General features: G+C 62.6%; 23 protein-coding genes. 6 read left to right on the top strand and 17 right to left on the bottom strand.

From position 1 onward, the window contains the following. From MU516_RS15675 to MU516_RS15665, 3 genes are read right to left on the bottom strand one after another with little or no spacing between them, the layout of a single operon-like run. Nucleotides 1-150, bottom strand: a complete 150-nt coding sequence (locus MU516_RS15675; protein ID WP_260278219.1) for a DUF7697 family protein — start codon at nt 148-150, stop codon at nt 1-3. A gap of 56 nt (nt 151-206) precedes the next feature. Then, entirely contained in the window at nt 207-656 is a 450-nt protein-coding gene (locus tag MU516_RS15670; RefSeq protein WP_260278218.1) for a hypothetical protein, read from the bottom strand. Continuing rightward, nucleotides 656-1,594 (bottom strand): phage tail tube protein, encoded by a 939-nt coding sequence (locus MU516_RS15665; protein ID WP_260278217.1) that lies wholly within the window; start codon nt 1,592-1,594, stop codon nt 656-658. Before MU516_RS15665 ends, MU516_RS15670 begins: the two co-directional genes overlap by 1 nt. Nucleotides 1,595-1,799: 205 nt before the next feature. On the opposite strand from MU516_RS15665, the gene MU516_RS15660 reads away from it, so the two are divergent. Beyond that, nucleotides 1,800-2,156, top strand: coding sequence for a thermonuclease family protein (locus MU516_RS15660; RefSeq protein ID WP_260278216.1), 357 nt, complete (start codon nt 1,800-1,802; stop codon nt 2,154-2,156). 7 nt (nt 2,157-2,163) lie between these two features. Here the strand turns inward: MU516_RS15660 and MU516_RS15655 are convergent, their stop codons facing one another. Genes MU516_RS15655 through MU516_RS15625 form a run of 8 tightly spaced genes read right to left on the bottom strand, consistent with a single transcriptional unit; the run spans nt 2,164 to nt 8,147 of the window. Further along, nucleotides 2,164-2,583: an acyl-CoA transferase gene (locus MU516_RS15655; protein ID WP_260278215.1), complete on the bottom strand. Its 420-nt coding sequence runs from the start codon at nt 2,581-2,583 to the stop codon at nt 2,164-2,166. A 33-nt stretch (nt 2,584-2,616) separates the two neighbouring features. After that, complete coding sequence (locus tag MU516_RS19480) at nt 2,617-2,997, bottom strand: VOC family protein (RefSeq protein ID WP_425606868.1); 381 nt, start codon at nt 2,995-2,997, stop codon at nt 2,617-2,619. A gap of 21 nt (nt 2,998-3,018) precedes the next feature. Continuing rightward, on the bottom strand, nt 3,019-4,554 hold the full coding sequence (locus MU516_RS15650) for a hypothetical protein (RefSeq protein ID WP_260278214.1): 1,536 nt from the start codon (nt 4,552-4,554) through the stop codon (nt 3,019-3,021). A gap of 58 nt (nt 4,555-4,612) precedes the next feature. Then, complete coding sequence (locus tag MU516_RS15645) at nt 4,613-5,224, bottom strand: DUF6441 family protein (RefSeq protein ID WP_260278213.1); 612 nt, start codon at nt 5,222-5,224, stop codon at nt 4,613-4,615. Then, entirely contained in the window at nt 5,221-5,535 is a 315-nt protein-coding gene (locus MU516_RS15640) for a head-tail joining protein (protein WP_260278212.1), read from the bottom strand. Before MU516_RS15640 ends, MU516_RS15645 begins: the two co-directional genes overlap by 4 nt. Then, on the bottom strand, nt 5,535-6,557 hold the full coding sequence (locus MU516_RS15635; RefSeq protein ID WP_260278211.1) for a major capsid protein: 1,023 nt from the start codon (nt 6,555-6,557) through the stop codon (nt 5,535-5,537). Before MU516_RS15635 ends, MU516_RS15640 begins: the two co-directional genes overlap by 1 nt. 52 nt (nt 6,558-6,609) lie before the next feature. Next, on the bottom strand, nt 6,610-6,990 hold the full coding sequence (locus tag MU516_RS15630; RefSeq protein WP_260278210.1) for a head decoration protein: 381 nt from the start codon (nt 6,988-6,990) through the stop codon (nt 6,610-6,612). A gap of 26 nt (nt 6,991-7,016) precedes the next feature. Beyond that, nucleotides 7,017-8,147 carry a S49 family peptidase gene (locus MU516_RS15625; protein WP_260278209.1) on the bottom strand — a complete coding sequence of 377 codons (1,131 nt, stop codon included), beginning with the start codon at nt 8,145-8,147 and terminating at the stop codon, nt 7,017-7,019. Between MU516_RS15625 and MU516_RS15620 the strand changes: the two genes are divergently transcribed. Further along, the gene (locus MU516_RS15620) at nt 8,118-8,453 is read left to right on the top strand and encodes a hypothetical protein (protein WP_260278208.1); all 336 of its coding nucleotides are present in this window, start codon (nt 8,118-8,120) and stop codon (nt 8,451-8,453) included. The two genes, MU516_RS15625 and MU516_RS15620, sit on opposite strands and share 30 nt — an antisense overlap. On the opposite strand, the gene MU516_RS15615 is transcribed toward MU516_RS15620, so the two are convergent. From MU516_RS15615 to MU516_RS15600, 4 genes are read right to left on the bottom strand one after another with little or no spacing between them, the layout of a single operon-like run. Beyond that, a complete protein-coding gene (locus MU516_RS15615; protein WP_260278207.1) occupies nt 8,402-9,901 on the bottom strand; it encodes a phage portal protein in 1,500 nt (499 codons plus the stop codon). The two genes, MU516_RS15620 and MU516_RS15615, sit on opposite strands and share 52 nt — an antisense overlap. A gap of 3 nt (nt 9,902-9,904) precedes the next feature. Beyond that, a complete protein-coding gene (locus MU516_RS15610; RefSeq protein WP_260278206.1) occupies nt 9,905-10,117 on the bottom strand; it encodes a phage head-tail joining protein in 213 nt (70 codons plus the stop codon). A gap of 3 nt (nt 10,118-10,120) precedes the next feature. Beyond that, nucleotides 10,121-12,190 carry a phage terminase large subunit family protein gene (locus MU516_RS15605; protein WP_260278205.1) on the bottom strand — a complete coding sequence of 690 codons (2,070 nt, stop codon included), beginning with the start codon at nt 12,188-12,190 and terminating at the stop codon, nt 10,121-10,123. Then, nucleotides 12,135-12,731: a hypothetical protein gene (locus tag MU516_RS15600; protein WP_260278204.1), complete on the bottom strand. Its 597-nt coding sequence runs from the start codon at nt 12,729-12,731 to the stop codon at nt 12,135-12,137. Before MU516_RS15600 ends, MU516_RS15605 begins: the two co-directional genes overlap by 56 nt. Before the next feature lie 122 nt (nt 12,732-12,853). On the opposite strand from MU516_RS15600, the gene MU516_RS15595 reads away from it, so the two are divergent. From MU516_RS15595 to MU516_RS15580, 4 genes are all read left to right on the top strand, one after another. Then, the gene (locus MU516_RS15595) at nt 12,854-13,081 is read left to right on the top strand and encodes a hypothetical protein (protein ID WP_260278203.1); all 228 of its coding nucleotides are present in this window, start codon (nt 12,854-12,856) and stop codon (nt 13,079-13,081) included. A 95-nt stretch (nt 13,082-13,176) separates the two neighbouring features. Continuing rightward, the gene (locus MU516_RS15590; protein ID WP_260278202.1) at nt 13,177-13,659 is read left to right on the top strand and encodes a DUF3489 domain-containing protein; all 483 of its coding nucleotides are present in this window, start codon (nt 13,177-13,179) and stop codon (nt 13,657-13,659) included. 62 nt (nt 13,660-13,721) lie between these two features. Beyond that, nucleotides 13,722-14,870 carry a GAF domain-containing sensor histidine kinase gene (locus MU516_RS15585; RefSeq protein WP_260278292.1) on the top strand — a complete coding sequence of 383 codons (1,149 nt, stop codon included), beginning with the start codon at nt 13,722-13,724 and terminating at the stop codon, nt 14,868-14,870. 221 nt (nt 14,871-15,091) lie between these two features. Next, nucleotides 15,092-15,271, top strand: coding sequence for a hypothetical protein (locus MU516_RS15580; protein ID WP_260278201.1), 180 nt, complete (start codon nt 15,092-15,094; stop codon nt 15,269-15,271). Nucleotides 15,272-15,553: 282 nt separating this feature from the next. On the opposite strand, the gene MU516_RS15575 is transcribed toward MU516_RS15580, so the two are convergent. Both MU516_RS15575 and MU516_RS15570 read right to left on the bottom strand, forming a co-directional pair. After that, nucleotides 15,554-15,868 (bottom strand): AbrB/MazE/SpoVT family DNA-binding domain-containing protein, encoded by a 315-nt coding sequence (locus MU516_RS15575; protein WP_260278200.1) that lies wholly within the window; start codon nt 15,866-15,868, stop codon nt 15,554-15,556. Between the two features lie 379 nt (nt 15,869-16,247). Beyond that, nucleotides 16,248-16,661 carry a hypothetical protein gene (locus MU516_RS15570; RefSeq protein ID WP_260278199.1) on the bottom strand — a complete coding sequence of 138 codons (414 nt, stop codon included), beginning with the start codon at nt 16,659-16,661 and terminating at the stop codon, nt 16,248-16,250. Between the last annotated feature and the right edge of the window lie 269 nt (nt 16,662-16,930).

The raw sequence follows: 16,930 nt of genomic DNA, 5'->3' as shown, positions 1-16,930 counted from the left end.
TCATCGTTTCATCTGTTCGTTCATCTTCCGGACCATCACCGCCTCGACGATGGGCAGCAGTTCGGCGGCGGCTGGGGCTGGAATGCTCAGCGCCGCCGCCAGCCCCAGCGCGGCATTCAGATCCCAGCCGATCACCGCGCCCGGCAGCACCCGCAGCTGGCCGCCAAGTCGGCCGGCCAGATCCCAGATCTGCCAGCCCTCGAAGGTCAGCGGCTCGTTTGCGCGGCCTGGGCAGTCGTCGCAGCTTTGCGTGCAGGCCGCGCAGTAGCTCTCGCCCCCACCGAAGGACCAGTCGGCGAGGGCGCGGAGACGTTTTTTTCCTGTTCCAGTAGCAGGCCTTTCGAGACATAGACCAGCTGGAACGCCTCGAAGATCGGCCAGATGTCCAGGAGCGCATCGATGGCCTCAGGGCGCGGGTCGATCACGTCGCCACTCGCATCGCCAACGCCTTCCCAGGCCAGCACCGCGCGTCGCGCCAGCGCCTTGGCGAAGATCAGCGCCCGTTCCTCATCGCTGATCGCGTCCGGCGCTGCCTCGACATCCGGATCGCTGCGGGTGGCGACCATTAGTGCGGTGGTCAGCGGGCGCAGCTGCACCCGGACGCCGGGGGCTAGATCGTGCCAGCGGGGTTCGTTGGTCAGGTCCAGTGTCAGCATTAGTATTCCTCACGGTCGTTGATCAGGGTGGCGGTGCACATGCGGCCCAGTGTGCTGTCGCGCGCGGCCTGCCAGTCGAAGGTTGCCTGCACGCCCTGCGGTCCAGAGATCTCGATCCGGGGGCGCGGCAGATAGACGGCATGCACGGTAAAGGTGAAGCTCTCTCCCGAGGGCAGGGCATAGGAAAATTCCAGCGCGCAGGGATCGCCATCAAGGGCCTGCGTCACCAGCGTGCTGTCAGCGAACCGGACCTCGATGGAGCCGGTCAGCGCGGCGATCGAGGGATCGGCGCCATCGATGCGGCCATCGGCGCGAATGGTCTCGATCCGGTCGAGATTGTTGGCATAGCTGATCTGGGCCGAGACGACATTGCCCAGCGCCGCGCCATTGCGGGTGATCGCGCCGTTGAAATGGCCGAAGCGCTTCAGATCGATGGGGGCGGGCGTGCCTGCGCCGCTGACGGTCCCGACCGTCTCCCCCTGCGCGACCAGCCGGGCGGTCGCTGTCAGCAGCCCGGAGCGCTGCATCTGCCAGCTGAGCTGGTCCAGCACGCAGCCGGAATAGATGGCGAAGCGCGGCACCTCGGGCATGCCGGTCTCGATCGAGAGGCTGGGCAACGACCAGGCGCCGGACCGGAACTCGTGCGTCCATGGCCCGGTGCCGGTGGTGACCGGGTCTCCGAAGGCTGCCTTTAGCCAGAAGCCAAACGCCTCCGCATCAATAGGAACGACGACATCGCCATCGGCCGTCACTGCATCCTTGATCGGCGCCAGCGGGTCGCGGCCATAGCCCAGAAGTTCGGAGTTCAGCAGCGGCTGTTCCGCCCCGAGCGTGGTGCTGGCAAAGGGCATCTTCGTGAAGCCGCCCGCAGGCGGCGTGCCATAGACGGTCTCGAACGCCAGCGCCATCTGCGCCCGCGCCCCCTGGGCTCGTGCCATGAAAGATCCTTTCGGTAGGTGTCATGTTCAGAGGTTTGCGGCGCGCGGTTGCGGGTCCGGGCGCTGCGCCGCAGAATGGGTCGGAGTCTGGATAATGGTCGTGAGGAGCGGGATGGTAGGGTTGGGATTGCGGCGAGCGGCGGATTGGCTGTCCGGAGGGCGGGCGACCATCGCGGTCATAGCGGCTATGGTTTTGACAGGATGCGTGCCGACGGAGGTTGCGGCACCCGCGACGCCATCACGGTTCGATTTTGCCGGTCAGGTGACGCGGGTTGTCGATGGCGACACGTTCTGGATCAACTCCCAAAGCAGCCGTGTCAGGGTCTGGGGGCTGGATGCGCCGGAGATCGGACGGGCCGGTGGATCGGCCGCGACGGCGCAATTGGCTGGGCTGGTCTCCGGGCGGTCTGTCCAGTGCCGCATCCGCGATGTCGACCGCTACGGACGCATCGTCGGGCAATGCTGGCTGCCGGACGGTCGCGACATCGGGGCCGCGATGATCGCCAGTGGCTCCGCGCGCGAATATTGCCGCTTCTCGGGCAATTATTACGGCACCTGCTGAGAGCCGCTTATGCCAGCGGGTCTGCGGTGGTGTAATGCAAAATGACCGGAATCCCCGCCGCCTTCAGGCTGGCCGCGCCCTCGACAGGCAGATCGACCGGGCGCGGCGCTTCCGCTTCGACCCAGACGCAGAGACCTCCGAGGGTGCGGTCGGCGGCGATTGCCGTTCCGATGCTGGCGCAGAGGGCGTCGAAGGTAATGTCACGGTCGGTGCCCTGAACCACCGCCTCGATCTCAGCGCGGTGCTGGTAGTGATAGCTCAGAGGGGACAGCGTCACCTCGGGCTCGCCAGGTTCGCCATCGCGTAGGATGAGCAGGCCATCAGGTGGCAAACGTTCGGGCAGTACGTCGCTGCGTAGGGCCGTGGCGGGCAGCGTTGAAAGACGCGCGTGCAGCGCAGTAAGGATTGTCTCGCGGGTGGAGGGCATGATATCTCGAATTTTAATAGCGCCGTGCGTGCTCTATTTGCGCAAGTTCTGCTCAATGCAAATATTGTATCCGTCAGGGTCGTAAAAATACAGCTGCCTCCTGCCAAAATTCGTAAGTGTTGGCGGAGCTGATATATGCACACCTGCAGAGACCAGTTTATCATATTCAAGCATCACGTCTGGTGTCGAAAAGTGTATTATGACACCTGCACCTCGAAACTTAGCATTTCGAAAGCCGGATAGCGAAACCGGAACAGGCTCGGGTTCTCGGTGAAGAATTAGTTCAAACCCATCTATCGCATAAATCACTGGACCGTCTTCAACGAAACGTGGCGGAGTGGTAAGAAAGGTGCTGTAGAATTTGGCTGATTCTTCAATAGATGAAACGTAGAGCAAAATAGAGGAGAGAAACATCGTGTGTGATCCCTACTCAATTCACGGAGCAAACATTATCTCTAGGCTTGATGTCCTTGGCAAGGGCACTTTGAACAGTACCGACATCCCATTTTCTCCCGCTGCTTGGTCGGTTACGTAAATGCTTTCTCCATCAGATGAAAATTGTACGCCCATTGGTTGCTGGAAAGGATTGCCGGACCATAGAACCGCCGGTATTCCGCCCATGGACGGGAAGATAAATACTGAGCGGCTGGTCCCGTCTGCGCTTGCGCTCAAGCTCCGTTCCACGCCTGAGAATTGAACGACCCGCGCCCCAGCGTGTTTGTTGTCTTGTGGTACAGCGCCGAAAAGTTGACCTTTTGGGATGGAGACAGTCAAGATGCGATTCGATGCTGTTTCTGGGTCCTTATATTCGATTATGAGGTCTACTCTCTCAAGCGAGTTTGGACTGCGTACAGTCTTGATTAGTTCGCTCGTATTGCTTTGTGACTGGTCGTCGATGCGCCCAAGCACCCGGGCCGGTGTTGATGACGACACCGATTGGATCTCGCTCCCATCGACAACAAATTCTCGAAGATCTATGGGGGTATCTTCGAGCATCACGGCCTCCGTCAAAGGGCCAAGTAAAAGCGGATCTTCACTCAGAACTTCTGCAATAAAGTACTTCACAGTTCCAGATCTTGGGAACGTCGGGTCAATCCCTTGAATTCTTCCGCCGTCAATATCGATTATTCTTAGGTATCTCTTGCCATCTGCATCAAAAAATTGGCATGCTCCGATGACCGTCACCCACTTATGTTCCTCGAACAATTTTGTTGGCTCTCCGCCATTAAGCGGAAGCTTGAATACCGCACCCTGATTGAATTCATCATCAGGGGCCTCCGGGCGTGTCGTCAATGAACCCGCAGCCCAGTCAGAGACAATAACTGTTTCGCCTATGACCGTTACGCCTTCTGGGCTTCGAAAGGGTGGTCCTTCGAAGAGAATAGTCGGCTCTCCTGCTAACCCTTGACCAACAATCGGGATTGAAATAATTTTTGCACCTCTCCCTGTTCCCGGAGCTCTCGGTATAGGTTCTTCTCCCAAGTCTGACACGATAAGAAGGTCCGGACTACCTTCGCGACTATGATAGAAAATCCACTTTGGATTTATTAAATCGGAGGACTCGAAGAACTTCACGATATCGTTGGTTCGAGGGTCAAATCTCCATATTCTACCAGATTCATTGCGCAGCGAGTCCTTGCCAGTGTCCGTAATGTAGAAAAATTCGCGACCGGGGAAAATCCCCTTTGTCTGAATCATGTCGCCTTCGGCAACTATTACCGGGGCAAACTCTGAAGCATTGATTTTCGAGGGAATATCGCTGTCAAAAGGCATCGCGCTAAACAGTCCCGAATCTTCATTTCCTTTATTCTGGATGCCCATGTTCGTTGTGTGGATTTGTAGCTCGTCGATCCTCTCGCCAAACATTCTGGGTAAAGATTGAAACGGCGTGTCAGTGGTGATGTCTTGTGACGTCGCGGCAGTTGGAGGGCAAAGAGCTGCGATCAAGACAAGTGGCATCAACTTGTACATCCAATGCTCCATGGGCTGGCTTTGATTTTCGTCGCGTGGCAGTCAGTCTGCCACGATCTCAGCTGTTTGCTATGATTCTTGTGATCTTGGCCACTGAAGAGTTGATGTCGTTCAGTAGGTACAACCGTTTGTGTAACGTCACTTGCCGCACTAGCAGGAAGATCGGAACAGTGGTCCGCCCGCGCCCTGTCTTCGACCGTGACGCCACAACGCGGCCCTTGGTGTTCAACCGCCCTTCGGCGACCAACAGGCTTGGCCCGCGCCTGCGATAGACGAAGCGGAGCCGCAGCCCGGTGCGCCTCTCCCATTCGCCCGGTGTGATACGCCCGCCGCGCAGGGATTTTCCGGCGGCCTCCGTGGGGATCGCCAGCCAGAAGCCGTCACGCGAGCGGATCAGCGGCCCGGCGTTATGGGCGCCGATGATCACCGGGGCCTTGGACCAGACCAGCGCGGTGGCGTTCAAGCTCTCGCCCGCTTTCGGATAGGTGGCATTCCGGATCGAATTCGCCAGCCTGCGCCCCAGCCCGGCCCCGGTGATCTGGCCGCGCCATGCGGTTTTCAGGCCCGCGCCTGCCTCGCGCATGGCGCCGGTCACGGCCTTTTCGCCTGCCTTGATTTCGGCCTGCATCATGGCGACGAGATCGGGATCGATATCGAGTCGCAGCTTCACGCAGGCACCAGCTCCACGGTCCAGATCAGCCGGTCGCGGTCGCGGATCGGTTCGCCCTGGATGGCGAAGCTCTCAGTGCCGATGACGATCAGATCGCCGGGCCGGGGATCGGGGAGATCGCTGATCCGGATATCGGCGGTCAGCGTCTCGGACAGGATGCGCGCCGATCCGAATTCGTTGATCCGGTCCGGCGCGCGGCGGATGAGGCGAATCTGGCGTTCCTCGCTGGTCCCGCCCGCGATCCAGACCGCCGTGACGCCCATATCGGGATGGCCGAAGATCCGGTCCATGGCCGCGGCAAAAGCGTTCATCAGTTCGATGTGTGCAGCCGGATCGCGAGGCGCGGGCGCTTGTTGACCGGCAGGATCGAGGCCTCGGTCATCAGATCGATCCAGCGACCCTTGGGATCGAGATGCTGACGGGCATAGAGCGGCAGGCCGATGGTGTTTGCCGTTTCCAGCAGGTTCGCAGGCCCGCCATAGGTGGTGAAGGTGTCCATGGTGCCGGTCGGGAAGGCGATGCCTTCGTTCGCCGGAACCAGCCGTTCGCTGGCCTTGGTCGAGAGTGTCACCGCGCCCGCATATTCCTCGAAGAGGATGCCCGCGAAGGGGAAGTTGCGCCGGACATCCTGCCTGAGCGGCTGGGCGCCGGTCGCGGCGTAGAACTTGTAGGCCTCCTCTGTCTTCGGGTGCGATATCAGCTTGTCGAAGAATTCGCGGCTGACCAGCGCGTGGACCCCCGACATGCTTTCGCCCAGCAGATTGTCTTCGACCGCTCGCAACACCTCGCGGACCTTGCCCTGAATGTTTGTGCCAGCGGTGCCGAGAACAAAATCGACGCTGATCTGCGCGATGCCGAATTCGGTGAAATAGTTGTAGAGGGTCGTCCCGGCGCCGTCCTTCACGATGCCGCGCAGCGCGTTCATCTCCATATATTCCCGGGTCTGGGCATGTTTGCGGCGCATCAAAGTGAGCTTCCGCGTCATCACCGCGACCAGCGGATCGGCCTCGTCAATTGCGCCGATGGCCGGAACCCCCTGAATATCGGCGGGCAGAATGACATCGTCATGCGGGATCCAGGGCAGCGCGAAACTGCGCATGGCGCGGCCTTCGCGCGAACCGACACTGGCGGGACCGCCGAGCGGCACCGAGGGCAGCAGGTTCAGCACGCCCTCGATCTGTTCGATTATGACGCTGCGCTGGGAGACACCCTCGAAGCGGAAGAGGCCCAGTTCGCCGAGGCGGGTATAGAGGTTCGGCAGGATATTGATGGCCTGCGTCATCTCGGCCAGCGAATAGCCGCCGGCATCGAAGGGATTGCGGATGATGGTCATGGTGAAGCCTTGTCGGAAGGAAGGATAAGAAAGAGAGTGTCGCAGCCGCCGGTCAGGCGCTGTCGCGGATGACGATGCCCAGCGCGGTCAGTTCTGCATGTTTGGTTGCGATCTTGGCCGCGTCATCGACGCTGCCATCGTAGAAGAGCGCGTCGCGGGACAGGATCGCCGGGCCCCGGACCAGAAGGATGCCGGTGGCCTCAGACAGGCGGGTATCGACCGGATAGAGCAGGATGCCTGCGGCCGTTTCTGCACCATCGCTGCCGCCATGGTTGGCGAAGGTGTAGTGGCCGCCAACGGTGACGCGGCCCAGAACCGCACCGGCCGGGTATTCGGTGCCTGCGGCCAGCGTCACGGTCTCGCGGGTATAATTGGGGTTCAGCTCATATTTGAGGGCATCGCCCATGGAGGGCGGCTGGGTCAGGACGGGCATCTTGGTCTCCGGAAGAGGTCAGGCGATCAGCGCTGGGCGCTGTCGGCGGATTTGCGGGCCGCAGCCACGAGCGGGCTCGGCTTGTTTGTCGGCGCGGGCGCGGTGGCCAGAATGCCGCTGGCGTCGCTCTTGGCCGCGAGGCTGTCGAGGATCTGGCCGCGCAGGGCGTCGGGGCTTATGCCGCGCCGCACCGCGTCGGCCGCGTCCAGGGTGACGCCCAGCTTTGCCGCCTGCGCGCAGATCGAGGCCACTTCGGCGGCTTCGGCGCGGATGGCGTCAGCATCGGTCGGGGCCCCAGCAGCTGCGGTGCCGGGCGCGGGCGGCACTGCCGCCGGTTCCTGTGCCGTCGGCGCGGCCTCTGCGCCGGGGGCGGCGGCGTTCGGCGCTTGTTGGTCCGGTGTTCGGGCATCTTCATCCGTCTGATCACTCATGATCATCTCCTGTTGAGGGTGAGGGTTAGAAAGGGTCTGGGTGGCTGGTGTCCGCCCGATCTGCACAGCCGGGCGGTTCACGCTTTCAGTGAAGGCGCGAAAGGCGGCACGGGGATCGGCCACGGCATCGGCGAGGCCGGCCTCGACGGCAGCCGCGCCGCGAAACACAGCCGCTTCGGTGGCCAGCGCCGCATCTTTGCTGAGTTTTGTGCCACGTCCTGCCGCCACCGTCTCGGCGAAGAGGATGCGCAGATCCTCCAATTCGGCCTGCAGCCTCTCGCGAATGCCCTCGGGCAGGGCGGCATAAGGATTGCCATCGGCTTTCCGCGCGCCGGCATGGATCAGCGTCACCGCGACGCCCTTCTGCGCCAGCACCCCGGACATGTCGGTGTGCATGGTGATCACCCCGATGCTGCCCGCCGCCCCGGTGCGGGGGAGGGTGATGCGATCTGCCTGCGATGCCAGTGCGTAGCCCGCCGAGAGCGCATGTTCGGCCAGAAAGGCATGGACAGGCTTCGTATTCCGTGCGGCGCGGATGCGATCGGCGAGATCGAAGGCCCCGGCCACCTCGCCGCCAAAACTGTCGATCTCCAGCGCGATGCCGCGAATGGCGGAGTCATGAACCGCCGCGTCGATCTGGGCGGCGAGGCCTTCATAGGAGGTGAGGCCGGAACTCTGGCCGATCCAGGCGCCGCGATGGACCAGAGTTCCGGCGATGGCGATCATCGCCACACCGTCGATGACCGGGAAGGGCGCATCAGCATCATCGCCATACCGCCCGACCAGATCGCCGCCGATCAGCGAGGGGCGGGCAGCTTGCCGCGCGGCCGACAGATCGGGTTCAGGCGCGGTCACACCTTCAAAGCTGATCTTCTGCCCTGTGATGCGGGATCCGAGGCCGGAGAGAAAGGCAAGCGCCTTGGCGGGTGCGATCATCAGCGGCGTATCGAAGGCGCGCTGGGCGATCTGGGCATGATGCATCAGCGGTCCTCCTTGGCATCATCATCGTCGGTGGTGTCGGCGTCATCCTGATCGTCGTCGCGGTCATCCTTGGTCCCAGCATCGCCATCAGCCTCGCCCTTCGGGCCCTGCGCGGGCGATCCGGGGCGGCGGAAATCGAGGCCCAGCGCCGCTTCGCGCTTGCGTTCCGCCGCGATTTCTCGGTCGACCTGTTCGGCGTCGTAGCCGCGTTCGGAGATGGCCTGACTGCGGGATTTGAGACCCGCTTCGATCTGCAGGATCTCGGCCGAGGCGTCCTTCATCGGATCGACCCAGTCCCAGCGCGTCGGCAGCCAACTGACGGACTGGTAAGCGCGCCGGTCGCGGTCATAGCCCGGCAGATCGACGGCGCCGGACAGAACGGCCAGATCCAGCCAGCGCTGCCAGACCGGGCGGCAGAACTGGTGAACGATCACGCTGTGCTGAATCGCCGAGACCCGGCGGCGGAAATCCAGCAGCGCCACGCGGGTATTGGAAAAGTTCCCGCGCGCGGCATCGCCGGTCAGGTAGGGATAGGGAATGCCCAGCGCGGCGGCGATCTGCAGCATTGTCCGGTATTGAAACGGCTCATAGGTCGAGCCGGAATCCGGTGTCGCGGGTGTCGAGACATCCTCGCCCGGATCGAGGCGGACGACCTGACCGGGCTCGACCTCCAGATCCTCCTCCGCCGGTTCCAGCAGTGTTTCCGGGGCGGGCGAGGTGATGAACATCGCGAACATCGCCGCCGTCTTCTTTCGCTCCAGCTCCGCATCGTCATAGAGGTCCAGCGTGAAGAGTTTCACGATGGCAGGCGCGAAACGGGAAACGCCGCGCAGTTGCCCGGCTTCGACCGGGTCCAGCACATGGACGATCTCGGGCGCGGGGACGCGCACCGTTTCGCCCACAAGCCCAGGATCGGTCATATCGCCCGGATGGCGCCGCAGCAGGTGATAGGCCACGCGGCGCCCGATGCCGTCGAATTCGATGCCCTGACGGATGGTCCCACCGCCGGGCAATTCCCGGTTCAGGTCCATCGGCAGCATCTCCGAGGGCAGCATCTGCAGCTGCAGCGGCACCGACAGACCGTCCTCCGGGCGTCGCGGGCGCAGCCGCAGGAAGACCTCGCCCGCAAGAAACAGTTCCCGCGCGGCGCGGCGCTGGAGACCATAAAAGTCCGTCAGACCCTCGGCATCGGCCTCGTCGGTCCAGGCGAGCCACAGCTTCTGCAGCGCCTCCTTCTGCGCCGCATTCGCAATCGACGATGACGGTTTGATCCCGTCACCGACGACATTGCTGGCGAAAGCTTCCACGGCGCCGCTGGCATAGCCATTGTTGCGCGCCAGCCAACGGGCGCGTGCCGTGATGGTCTCGCCCGCGCCCGCGATCAGCGTGTTGACATGCGCGCGGCTGGCCCTGAAGCCCCGCAACCGACGATGGGACTGCGCCGCGTCGAACCCGCCGATGATCGCGCCGAGGCGCTGGCGGATGCCGTCGAATGCCATGGCTCAGAGCCCCTTCGTCGCGACAATGCCCCAGCGCCGACGGCGGGTCGCACCAGACGCCCGCGCGATCCGGGATTCCAGATCGCTGATCGCGGCTGCCAGTTCCATGTCCGATCCATAGGTCAGGGTCTTGCCGTCATAGCTGACGCTGCGCAGCCCGCTGAACCGGGCCTCCTGCAGCGCCGTCAAAAGCGCCCGCATCCGGTCGATGTCCATCTCTCACCTCATGAAACGCGGTGTGTAACTCTGCCGCTTGCGGCGTGGCGTGGTTGGCGGGGCGCCCGCCTGCCGCGCGGGCGGGTCAGGCGTCGGTGCTTGTGCACCTGCGGCGTTGGCACCGCCGCCGCCGACATCCGGAACTGCCGTCACCACCCCGGCCTGGTCCTCCAACTGCCGCCACATGCGCTCGTCCCAGCGGTCGGCGCCCATGATCCAGGCGGCGGCGCGGGCATAGACGCGGGTGTCGAGCGCCTCGTTGCGCTCGCGCAGCTTCTGCCATTCCTGACGGGCGTAGCCGCGCTTGTTGCGGACCGTAACCAGCTGCTCGGCCACCAGCTGCTTCAGCCATTCGCTGTCGGCCCAGTCCGGCAGATGGATCATGCTCGGTGGATCGGGCTGGCCCGCCGCCCGTTCTTCATCCGTCGGCCGTTCCAGCCGCAGGAAACGATAGGTCTCGATCTTGAAGGTGGCCGTGGCCACCGACCAGAGCCGGGCGCCGCGACGCAACCGCTTGCCGCCCACGGTCGCATCGACGAAGGTCGGCCCCGAGACCGGCGTGGCCCGGTTGAAACCTTCGAGGCCCTTGACCGGCACGACCTGATCGAAGCCTTGGGCCCGGGCCCAGGCATAGACCGCTGCTGCCTCATAGCCGGTATCGATGGCCAGCTTCGCAATCGGCATCACCGCGCCATTGGCGTGCTGCCATGTGCGCGACAGCAGCCTCGTCAGCTCTGCCCATGCCGCCGGGCTGTCCGGCCCGCCGGGGATGACGACGTGATCGACCAGCCAGCTTTGCAGCCCGCGCCCCCAGGCCCAGATATCGACCTCGATCCGGTCCTTCTGGATATCGGCCCCGGCGGTCAGGAACAGTCCGCCTTCGGGGATCTGCGCCGCAAACACCTCGCGCCGATCCGCCAACCGCTGCCATTCCGGCGCCTCGCCGCGTTCCACCCAGGTCTCGCCCAGAAGCGTGTTCCGCGCCGCGCGCAGCATCTCGTCATTGCCCTGCGCCGCCAACCATTCCCTCGCGATCTGTTCCCAGCTCTTCCAGCCGATGGGCGAATAGAGCGCCGAGAGGTGATAGCCGACATGATGCGGATCGGCGGCAACAGCCGTTGCGCGCCACTCGCCCGCCTCCAGCATCGCCGTTTTGTGATGCTCAGCGATCAGCTGATCGCAGGCGTTGCAGGCATAGGCGGCGGTCTCGGGGCGGCCCTTGTCCCAGCGCAGGCGCTCGAATTCCAGCCATTGCATCGCGCCGCAATGCGGGCAGGGCACGAAATAGCGCCGCTGATCGGAGGCCTCGAACTCCTGCTCGATCCGGCTCAGCCCCCGGATGGTCGGCGTCGAGACCAGAAACACCTTGCGGCGATGGGCGAAGGTGGTGCTGCGGGCCTCGGCCAGCGTGACCGGATCGCCCTCTTCGTCGGCCGAGGGCGGATAGGCGTCGATCTCGTCCAGAAACAGATAGCGCGCGGGCATGGACCGCAGGCCTGTCGCGCTGTTGGCCCCGGTCAGCACCAGAATGCCGCCCGGGAATTCCTTGGACAGCATCGAATTCCCGGCATCGCGGGACCGCGCCGGGCTGACCCTCTCTCGCAAGGCCGGGCTGTCAGAAATCAGCGGATCGAGCCGCCCGCGCGAGGCGCGCTTGGCCATCTCGACCGTCGGCAGCACCGCCAGCATCGGGCCGGGCGCATGGTGGATGACGAAGCCGATCCAGTTGTTGCCGGCTTCGGTCGCGCCAACCTGCGCGGCCTTCATGAAGCTGATCCGCTGTGCCGGATGGCCGGGCGAGAGCGTATCCATGATCTCGCGCAGATAGGGCGTGCGCGCCGTGCGGTAGCGGCCGGGCTCGGCTGCCGCCCGCGAGGACAGCCAGCGGTGTTTGTCCGCCCATTCGGACACTGTCAGATCGGGATCGGGCCGGATGCCGCGCGACCAGGCGCGTAACATGTCCTCGGCGCCGTCGAAACTCAGATCGGGTGCGATATCCTCATCATCGGTCCCATCGCTATGGGTCAAGCGCGACCTTGAGATCGGCGAGGGCGGCAAGCTGGTCTCGGACATGGGCTTCCAGCACCCTCTGCAGCACCCCGGTGCCGATGCTGATCGCTTCCCCGGTGGTCTTTTCCATCTCGGCCGAGAGCTCCGCCGCCATGATCGCGGCCACGCGGGCGGGCCAGGTCACCCAGGCATCGCGTTCCTGCCGGGCGAGGCGGAAGACCAGCGTCTCGGCCCGCGCCCGGTCGACCAGCACGCCCTTCTTCTTCTGGATGGCGATCTGGCGTTCCTGCGCCTGATAGACCGTCAGCGCCGTCCGCGCCTTCAGATAGGAGGAACTGTCGGCGGGGCCGGAGATTGAGGGCGCGGCGAGGCTGTCGGCGGGGCGCGAGGCCCGTTCCGGTGTCGTCATCTGCCGCGCGGTGCCGCCCTTCGCCCGGTTCTGCTGATCCGGGTCCGTCGTGGCCGCGCGCCTTGCATCGGACGCCGCTGCGTCGATGGACCCGTCGGCGAACAAGACCAGCCTGCCGCTCTTGCGCGCCTTCTGGATCGCCCCGCGCGACAGGCCCGCATGACCCGCATAGGCGCGCTCACTCATGCCCTGCATGGGACGCTCCGGATATGATGGTGATCGCAATCAGAAGGCAATGTTATTGCTCCGAATTATCTACACTTCACGGCGCGGCAGAGCGATGCTGCATCAACGAAACGATGCACCCGGAGACCGGAATGACCCGCCAGACCGCCCACACCAACGACGCCGCCCTCGCTGCCTTCATCGCGAAGAAGGCCGAGATCGATGCCATGCTCTCCCGGCTGCAGGCTTTCAGCGCGGATCATTTCGGCGCCGATCCCGAGCGGGTGAACTGGAGCCACGTCGGCAGCCTCGAATATCAGGCCCACCTGCTGAAGCAGATCAGCGATTTTGCCTTCGGCGAGGGCGAACACGCCGCCTGACCGGCAGGCAACTGACACCCACCAAGCCCCGCGCAGCGGGGCCCGGCTCCGTAGAAGCCGACCGCGATTTGCGGCGGCGATGCACGGAGCCAACGATGTTGAAACTTACCGAAACACAGACACTGATCCTGACCCGCGCCAGCGCACGGCCCGGCAATCTCGCCCTGCCGATGCCCGAGGGCCTGCATGGTGCCGCCGCGAAAATGGCCATCGGCCGGATGATCAAGCTCGGCTGGATCGAAGAGGTCGAGGCCAATCTCCCGCGCTACGAACCGATCTGGCGCGAGACCGGCGATGGGCATGGCACCACGCTGATCGCGACGCCCGAGGGCCTTGCGGCCGTCGGGATCGACCCGGTCGTGGTCAAGACCATGGCGGGGCTGCGGGACGCCAAGCCCGAGGCCATCGCAGCCGCCCAGCGCCCCGGCACGAAACAGGCCCAGCTGATCGCCATGCTGCAGGCGCCAGAGGGCGCGAGTATCGCCGAGATCGCCGAACCGACTATTCATTTGTCAGCGGTATCCGGTTTTGATTGTGTGCATATCAGAGGTCACGTTGGGACGAGGGCAAGACCATAGCTGCCGAGCATAACAAGCATGACTTCCAGGAGGACATCGATGCAATCAGTCGCAGCAGCACGGTGCCAACACTCCTTGAAACGGTCATACTGGCGACGGGAATGGGCTTTGCGGCCATTGCGCGGGTGACCCCATCCCGCTGGGTCACATGCCGCGCTGTCGATCAAATCTCATTCGGCCTTAAACCGGGTGACGAGCTGGACGTGGAAAGTACACTTTGCCACGAGGTCAGGAAATTGGACCACGAGATCTTCATCGACGACGTCCACGATGACCCTGTCTATGTCAGTCACCATTGCCCGGCCCGGTACGGATTCAGAAGCTATGTGTCGGTTCCGATCCGCAAGGCGGACGGGTCATTTTTCGGGACCCTCTGCGCCATCGATCCGGAGCCACGGCAACTGAAGAACGAACGTGTATTTGGGATGTTTCGGCTCTTCGCCAAGATGATCGGCGAAATACTGGATGTCGATGAGGAGCTTTCACAAAGCAAGGACAGCTTGGCACAGGAGCGCAGACTCTCGGGCGTCCAGGAACAATTCATCGCCATCCTGGCGCATGATCTGCGCAATCCGGTAAGCGCACTAACCTCAGGGCTGCGCATGTTAGAGCGTGGGGTCGGCGGCAGTGCAGATCAGGAGCTGGTGAGTCTCATGCGCGCTTCCGTCAATCGCATGGGACTTCTGATCGAAAATCTGCTGGATCAGGCTCGCAAGCGGACTGGTGCAGGAATAGTCATCGAGCGTAACTGGACCACCGAGCTTGGAGCTTCGCTGCGCCAGATCGGTGCCGAGCTTCAGGCCGTCGCATGGGACCAGCGAATCGAGTTTGAGATCGACTTGGGAGTTCCGGTCAATTGCGATCCACCCCGCGTGTCACAGTTGTTGTCGAACCTGCTTGCGAACGCGGTGACGCATGGTGCGCCGGGCGCGCCAATCCATGTGACAGCGCAAGCCACCGAGAAGGAATTCGTCCTCTCTGTCGCAAACTCCGGGAAGAAGATCGCGGAAGAGATGCTGCCGACACTCTTCCTTCCGTTCGAGCGAGGCGATGACAGGCCCAGCCGAGAAGGGCTAGGTCTTGGACTTTTTATCTCGTCGGAGATCGCGCAGGGCCACGGGGGCACACTGAATGTCGTATCTGACGACGCCAAGACGGTATTCACATTCAGGATGCCGAACGTTGCGGAAGCTGCGACTTTGAAGGGGTAAAAGTATCACCGCACTGCAGTATCTCTGTGGAAGGGCTCGCGCGGACTCGCGACAGTGCGGCGGTTGGGGTTGGTAACTTAGGCACTCCCGGCGACTTTATTGGTCCGGGTCCGCGGACGGCTAGGGACTGCGCGATAGGCATATACAGAAAGCCATCTATTCGCTCGATAGGCCTCTGGTAGAACTCGCTGAGTGTGTTTCACCAGTAGGAGGTTCCAATGTTGGACAGTCAACGGAAAGGCTTGCGCGCTTCGGTCTCCGGAGAGGATCTGCGGCTCATTCTTCGTGCGATCGAAGCCTATAGCCACAATGCCGATTATCGCGAGGTGATCGTGCGCCTGCAACACCAGGCCGCGGCGCTCGGCGTCTCGCCAAAGCGCGCAACTGTCACGGCGCACTGAAAACGGGATCAACGGATGAGAGCGCAAGCGGCCCACTGCCGACATTCAGCCTCGGATCAGAATGCTGCAGCGCGGACCACCAAAGCAGTCGTTCGCCGCACTTGCTAACCCCGGCGGGGTCCGAAGGCCCGCAGTGCGGGACCTTCCCGCCTTTCGCCGCGCGTGCTCAATTTACGCTGCATTGGCGAAGTCACCCGGAAGGTGGGCGGCAAGCGGCCGCTCGCTGCGCCATGCACCAGCGGCAGCAATAGTGCAGCCTACGACAATCCAAACTCATGCAACCTACCGAGCTAACAGATTGAACACGAAATTGATGTCCAGCAAATACAGGCTCAAAGTTTGATTTTCCTGGGCGGGAGAAGCGTCTCGTCCACGCCACGAAGCTGATCCTCTGGGCCAAGCGGTTCTGGCCCCAAGCAGCACTTCAAGCAGAGTCTCCCGATGCACCGGCCCGATGAGAATCCGATCCCCATCACAATAGATCTTCTCCGGGTCCACCGGCATGTTGAAGCCTGCCGAAGTGCGGACGGGTTGGCTCTCATTGTTGCGGAAGAGCTTGGCTTCACGAAGCTGTGAAACAGGCAGCGGTTGCGGCAAGTTCGTTGCTCAAGGTGGCGTGTATATCCGAATTATATACACTGCGGAGTTGGGATACTCAGGCTGAGCACCGCCAGCACCTTCCGAACGTTTTTTTGTCGAGGGCGAGATGGAGCTGAAATGAGGCTAATAGGTGTCGCGAACTCTCCGCCTCACTCAGGTGGGCGGGATTTCATTTCTCGGCATCTTTTCGCCGAATCCAGTTTCTTCGGATCATTGCGTCTCGCTGACCTTCAGCCGCAGATGATCTGGGGAATGGCTTCGTGCATGCCGCTGTGCAAGACATGTGCCAAAGGAATAGCGGACGTCATATGGATTTCATGAACCTTCTCCGCTCAGCGGAACTGTTGCTGTATGAGGTGGTATCGTGGTTGGTCTTTTATCCCTTAACATTATGGCGCTGCATCAGGCATCCGATGTCCATGATTACATATGCGGAACAGCAATTGACGCGCCCACCCGAAGACCAATTCACAGACGCCCTTAGCCCGCCGATCTTTCTGTTTCTGACGCTGATTATCGCCCACATGATCCAGAGCGGCATATTCCACAATGAGGTTGCGTTTGAGGGCGTGTTGGCGGATCGGTCCCGCAGTCCGAAGTAGAGATGCTGGCTCATCGTCCCCGCTTCGAAGCCTAGCCGGGTTACCAGATTGGTGAACCTCGCCAAGGCATCGGCGATCGCTTCGACCTCACAGGGAAGCTCCCGCTCGAGGCGGACAGTCCCCTTCTCGTCGATGATGCACAGCGCGCAGCTCCGCAACGAAACGTCCAGTCCAGCATAGTATTCCATGGTTCACTCCCTTCATCCGGATCATTCGATCCTAACAGGAGCTCGACCTTGTCGGTTAGGCAGCCCAATTACCGATGCTATGGGCCGCCCCTACCGAAGCCTTCGTTCTGCGACTGCGAAATGATGCCCTAGCCTTCCGAAGTAGTTTGGGCTTAGGCTGTGTGGAAACGTCAGCGCATGTCGGCATCCAAAGGCATTAAGCGCGAGGATTTAGGTCGCGTTTGCTGAATTGCAGACAGATCACAAGGAGCGGCGCCTTTCAGGCCTCT

The organism is Paracoccus maritimus (genome assembly GCF_025195095.1).
In the GTDB taxonomy this organism is placed as follows: Bacteria; Pseudomonadota; Alphaproteobacteria; order Rhodobacterales; family Rhodobacteraceae; genus Paracoccus; species Paracoccus maritimus.
Note: the sequence above shows the minus strand (reverse complement) of the source record. Positions and strands in the feature narration are given on the sequence as shown.